Origin of the sequence: Micromonospora maritima (assembly GCF_902825405.1) — a bacterium.
Taxonomy (GTDB): Bacteria; Actinomycetota; Actinomycetes; order Mycobacteriales; family Micromonosporaceae; genus Micromonospora; species Micromonospora maritima.
In genome coordinates this window covers 1-4,551 of record NZ_CADEAU010000434.1, presented here as the reverse complement: position 1 = coordinate 4,551, position 4,551 = coordinate 1, and the positions used below count along the sequence as shown (strand labels likewise).

Genomic DNA, 4,551 nt, shown 5'->3' with positions numbered 1-4,551 from the left:
CGCCGCACCAGGCCGTCCGCTGAGGCGCGCCGGCGCGGCGGTGGGTCGTCGGCCGAGCTGCTGGACCGGCTGCGCCGCCGGTCAGCCGCCCAGCGGCGCCCCGACGCCCGCCATGAAGGCGACCGGGTCGACGGAGTTGCCGAAGCTCAGGCTCTGCCCGGGGGCGACCCCGCGGTGCACCTCGAAGTGCAGGTGCGGGCCGGAGGAGTTTCCGGAACTGCCGCTGAGGCCGAGGACCTCACCGGCGGCGACCTTCTGCCCGACGCGGACGAACGGCTGTTGGATCATGTGGCAGTAGCGGGTGGCGATGTCGCCGTCGTGGCGGACGTCGACGTACCAGCCGCACCCGCCGAGGCCGGGATACCCGTCGGTGTCGCAGCCGTGCCAGGCCGGGGCGTTGCACGTGCTTGTCGACACCACACCGGCGGCCACGGCCCGGATGGGCGTGAGCTTCGGCGCGCCCAGGTCGACGCCGGCATGCTTGTGGTCGCCGCGGTCCTGGCCCCACGGCGCGACGATGCCGGCGCGTACCGGCTGCACCCAGCCGCCCGGGCCGACCGGGACGGGCTCGAAGGCACCGGGACCGCAGGGCGCTCCGGGCGGCCCGCCGCCCAGTTCGTCGACGCTGGCCACGTTCAGGACGACGGCGGCCAGCGCGTAGGCGTCGTCCTCCCACTTCTGGTAGGCCTCGGGCAGGCCGGAGCGCTGCACGGCCTGGGCGGCGTCGGTGAGCCGCATGCCCTGCCAGCCCTCGACCTTGAGCAGCGCGGTGTAGAACTTGCCGGCGGCGTAGCGGGGATCGGTCAGCTGGGCCACGGTTCCCCAGCCCTGACTGGGACGCTGCTGGAAGAGGCCCACGGAGTCACGGTCGCCGTAGTCGAGGTTGCGCAGCGTCGACTCCTGCATGGCGGTGGCCAGGGCGATCACCAGCCCGCGCGCCGGCACCTGCATCTCCTGGCCGACCGCGACGATGATCGCGGCGTTGGCGACCTGGCTCTGGTCCCACTCGGTGGTGGCCGCGCCGCCGCCGGAGGGCCCGGGCGCGGGTAGCGTGCCGCACGGTGAGGCGCTGACCGAGCCCGCCATCAGGAACAGCGGCAGCCCGACCACGCACCCGGCCAGCACCAGGGTGATCGCGACGAAGGCGGCCACCAGACCTGACGTCTTCCGGTCGGTCATCGCCCGGCCCGTACGAAGTCGTTGCCGGTGACCAGCCAGCGGCCCTCGACGTCGGCGACGCTGACCAGCAGCGTCCCGCGGTCGGTGGGGACCGCGAACTGCCCGCCGCCGTCCCGGACGGGGTAGGTCGCCCGGGGGCGACCGGTGACGCGCGACGCCGGCAGGTTGGCCGGATCGACGGTGCGCAGCTGCGTGGCGAACCGCGGGATGCACAGCGGCGTGACGCCCTTCAGCCAGCTCGCCGCGTCGAGCTGCGGCCGGGCCCAGGCGGTGGCGAAGGCGGCCGCCGCGGGTGCCGCCCCGGTGACGGGGGCGGCGGGTCCGTCGTCGTCCTCGTCGTCACGACCGAAGGCCTCCGGCGTCGGCACGCCGGTGACCGCGCCGCCGACGGTCGGTGCGGGGCCGGCGTTCCGCGGTGCCGCGTCGTCGGGGTCCCCGGAGCGGAAGCAGCCGGACAGGGTCGCGAGCAGCATCGGCATCGCGATCGCCGACACCAGTGCCCGTCTCCCTATTTCATTGCGCATGACCGTTCTACCCCCGTGTCGACCATTCGTCTCGGGTCCATCATGGACCGGCCGGTCAGGGCGCGGCTCCGCACGTCCCGATGTGGAATCACAATATCGATCGGTGTGCAACCGGGTGCTACTGTTCGCCGCGGGGCAAGTCAGGTACGGGGGAAAGTTACATGTACGGTCGAGTGCAGGGCGGATTTTGACGTGCCTTCGGTCAATGCGCCCATTCGTGCGCGGCACGACGCACTGCCGGCTCTCTCCGCGGTGCCGGTGCCGCCGCAGGCTCTCGCCGGCGGATGGCCTCCGGTGTGGTGGGTCGGCTGTCACGGCGGCAGCGGCGCCAGCACGCTGGCGGCGCTGACCGGGATCGGCTACGACTACGGGTCGGTCTGGCCGCTGCTGCCGCAGAACGCCCCGATGATCAACGTCGTCCTGGTCTGCCGGGCCAGTGCCGCGGGCACGCTGGCGGCGACCGGCGCGGTGGAGCAGTGGCGTCGGCGGGCCGTCCCGGCGCACGTCCGGGTGCAGGGGGTCGTGGCGGTCGCCGCGTCGCCGAAACGACCGCCGAGGATCGTCAACGAGCGCCTGCAACTGCTGGGCGGATGGGTGCCGAACGTCTGGCGCGTCGGTTGGCAAGAGGTTCTGCTGGCCGCCGACCTACCCACCGATCTGGGCGTTCCCCCTCCCGACATCGCCGCGCTCCGCGATTCCGTTGTCGAAGTCGTCTCGACCTAGGAGAATTACCAATGTCGATGTTGCTGCATCTGCACGCCGCATTCACCAGCGTGCAGGGCGTTGCGACCGATGTCATCGCCGCTCCGGACCCGGGCAACATCGCGCCCCCCGGATCGGACAAGATCCTGACGATCCTCGGTTGGGTGAAGTGGATCGTCACGGCCGTCGCCGTCGGCGGCGCCATGTTCATCGGCGCCAAGATGGCGATCGCCCACCGCCGCGGTGACGACACCAACACCTCGGCGCTGGGCTGGTGGCTGGCCGGCTGCGTGCTGCTCGGAGTGGGGCCGCAGCTGGTCGACGCACTGACCTGAGCCCGGCGATCACGGGGGGAGGACCGCCATGCGTTCGAGGAACTACCAGGCCGACTACGTGGAGGAGCCGTCGCCGTGGACCCGGCCGGGCTTCGTGCTGGCCGCGGCGTTGTTGCTGGTGATCGTCGCACTCGGTGTCGTCGTCGCCGTGCGGTCCGGTGACGACGACGGGCCCGGCCCCGAGACGCCCCCGGTGGGCGCCGTCAGTGGGACGCCGGCGGCGCAGCCGCAGACGACCGGGGAACTGCCCACCGCCGTTCCGACGACCGCACCGGCCGGCGTCACCTGGCAGGTCGTCCGGGGCACCGCGCTGCCGTTCAGCGATCGGGCCGGGCCCCGGGACCACAGCGACGCCCAGGCCACGGGCTTCGCCCACACGCCGGAGGGCGCGCTCGTCGCCGCCGCGCAGCTGACCAGCCGCGTGGGCGCCGCCGCCGGCCGGGCGTCGTGGCAGCCGACCCTGACCCGGCAGTTCCTGCCGAGCCCCGACCGGGACCGGCTCCAGGCGGCGCTCGAGGCGGAGCCGGAGCAGCCGGCGCAACCGGGTGATCTCGCACCGTTGGCGGGCTACCTCTACCAGAGCTACACCCCGGACACCGCGGTGATCGGTCTGGTCTACCGGGCGGTCAACGGCACCACCGCACGCTGGTTCGTCGTCACCACCACGCTCCAGTGGCGTGACGACGACTGGAAGATGGTCGCGCCGCCCGGCGGCGCCTGGACGTCGCTGAGCCGCACCGTGACCGACCTGCGCGGCGTCGTGGAATGGGGGGCCCGCTGATGTGCAATCCGATCACCCAGCCGGACTGCAGCGTCGGAGACTTCGTCGGCGGCGTCGCCAACTCGGTCGCCGGGAACGTCGCGGAGTCCATGCTCGACGGTCTCGCGAAGGCCATGGGCGACACCGCGGCCTGGGCCCTGAAGACGCTCATCGCCGGCTGGATCGCGGTGCCGTCCCCGGTCCTCACCGGGGGATCGGTCGACCGGCTGCGCGAGTACACCTACTGGATCACCGGAGCGGTCGCGGTCTTCTCACTTCTCGTCGCGGCCGGGCGGATCGTGTGGGAGCGCAACGCCAAGGCCGCCACCGACGCCGGGCGTGGCCTCGTGCAACTGACGCTGATCAGCGCCGCGGGGGTGCCGACCGTCGCGCTGCTCAGCGAGTTCGGTGACGGCTACTCCAAGTGGATCGTGGACGCGTCGACCGGTGGCGACCTCGGCGAGCGCCTGTTGATGTTCGCGCCCGTGGCCGGCGCGGCCGCCTTCAACGGCCTCACCTCGATCGCGCTGATCACCGTCTCGTTCATGCTGCTGCTCATCTCGTTCACGCAGATCCTGCTGAGCATCGGCATCGCGGCGATCAAGGTGCTGCTGAGCGGACTGATGCCGCTGGCCGCGGCGGCGGCCATGACCGGCACCGGTCGCGCCGTGCTGGCGCGCTACCTGAGCTGGCTGATGGCGGCACTGCTCTACAAGCCGGCCGCCGCCACCGTGTACGCGGCCGCGTTCTGGATGATCGGTGACGGCGAGGACCTCACCACCGTGCTGACCGGCATCGTGCTGATGTGCATGGGCATCGTGGCGATGCCGGCGCTGCTGAAGCTGCTGGCGCCGGCCACCAGCCAGATCGCCATGGGCGGCGGTGGCGGCGGGGGCATGGCGGCCTCCGGGACCATCGCCACCGGCGCCATGCTGCTCAACTCCACCCGGGGCGCCGGTGGCGGTGGCGGCGGCGGTGGTGGTGACGGCGGCGGGCCGGGTGCCCCGGTCCGCCCCTCCGGGGCCGGTTCCGGACCTGCCGCCGCACCGGC

General features: G+C 72.9%; 6 protein-coding genes. 4 read left to right on the top strand and 2 right to left on the bottom strand.

Annotated elements, in window-relative coordinates; translation table 11 throughout:
- Positions 1-81: 81 nt before the first annotated feature.
- Together HUW36_RS26415 and HUW36_RS26410 are read right to left on the bottom strand one after the other, a co-directional pair.
- Positions 82-1,179: a M23 family metallopeptidase gene (locus tag HUW36_RS26415; RefSeq protein ID WP_174530621.1), complete on the bottom strand. Its 1,098-nt coding sequence runs from the start codon at positions 1,177-1,179 to the stop codon at positions 82-84.
- Positions 1,176-1,673 (bottom strand): hypothetical protein, encoded by a 498-nt coding sequence (locus HUW36_RS26410; protein ID WP_174530620.1) that lies wholly within the window; start codon positions 1,671-1,673, stop codon positions 1,176-1,178. The genes HUW36_RS26415 and HUW36_RS26410 overlap by 4 nt, the downstream gene beginning before the upstream one ends.
- 222 nt (positions 1,674-1,895) lie before the next feature.
- On the opposite strand from HUW36_RS26410, the gene HUW36_RS26405 reads away from it, so the two are divergent.
- From HUW36_RS26405 to HUW36_RS26390, 4 genes are all read left to right on the top strand, one after another.
- Positions 1,896-2,426: a hypothetical protein gene (locus tag HUW36_RS26405; protein WP_174530619.1), complete on the top strand. Its 531-nt coding sequence runs from the start codon at positions 1,896-1,898 to the stop codon at positions 2,424-2,426.
- Positions 2,427-2,437: 11 nt separating this feature from the next.
- Positions 2,438-2,740 (top strand): hypothetical protein, encoded by a 303-nt coding sequence (locus HUW36_RS26400; protein WP_174530618.1) that lies wholly within the window; start codon positions 2,438-2,440, stop codon positions 2,738-2,740.
- Between the two features lie 28 nt (positions 2,741-2,768).
- Positions 2,769-3,521 (top strand): DUF8175 domain-containg protein, encoded by a 753-nt coding sequence (locus HUW36_RS26395; protein WP_174530617.1) that lies wholly within the window; start codon positions 2,769-2,771, stop codon positions 3,519-3,521.
- The coding region (locus tag HUW36_RS26390) for a hypothetical protein (RefSeq protein WP_174530616.1) at positions 3,521-4,551 on the top strand (1,031 nt) is incomplete at its 3' end. The genes HUW36_RS26395 and HUW36_RS26390, both read left to right, overlap by 1 nt.